The organism is Citrobacter amalonaticus, assembly GCF_018252635.1.
Classification (GTDB): Bacteria; Pseudomonadota; Gammaproteobacteria; order Enterobacterales; family Enterobacteriaceae; genus Citrobacter_A; species Citrobacter_A amalonaticus_E.
This window is the reverse complement of record NZ_JAGTXM010000040.1, coordinates 1-428: the sequence shown is the minus strand read 5'-3', so window position 1 is coordinate 428 and position 428 is coordinate 1. Positions and strand designations below refer to the sequence as shown.

Annotated in this window: 1 protein-coding gene; it reads left to right on the top strand. The window is 57.0% G+C overall.

Going from position 1 to position 428, the window contains the following annotated elements:
• The coding region (locus KE671_RS22625; RefSeq protein WP_211986810.1) for a 4-alpha-glucanotransferase at positions 1–428 on the top strand (428 nt) is incomplete at both ends.

The following is a 428-nucleotide window of genomic DNA, read 5'->3' as shown; positions in this document are numbered from 1 at the left end:
AAGATCTCGGTACCGTGCCGGTGGAAATTGTCAGCAAGCTCCGCGACAGCGGCGTCTACTCCTATAAAGTGCTCTATTTTGAAAACGACCATGAGAAAACCTTCCGCGCGCCGAAAGCGTACCCTGAACAGTCAATGGCAGTCGCGACGACGCATGACCTTCCTACGCTTCGTGGCTATTGGGAAAGCGGCGATCTGACGCTCGGTAAAACGCTGGGTCTGTATCCTGATGAAGAGGTTTTGCGCGGCCTGTATCAGGATCGCGAGCTCTCTAAGCAGGGGCTGCTGGATGCGCTGCACAAGCAGGGCTGTCTGCCGAAACGTGCCGGACATAAGGCGTCATTGATGTCGATGACCGCGACCCTCAATCGCGGCCTACAGCGCTATATTGCCGACAGCAACAGCGCGCTGCTGGGCCTGCAGCCTGAA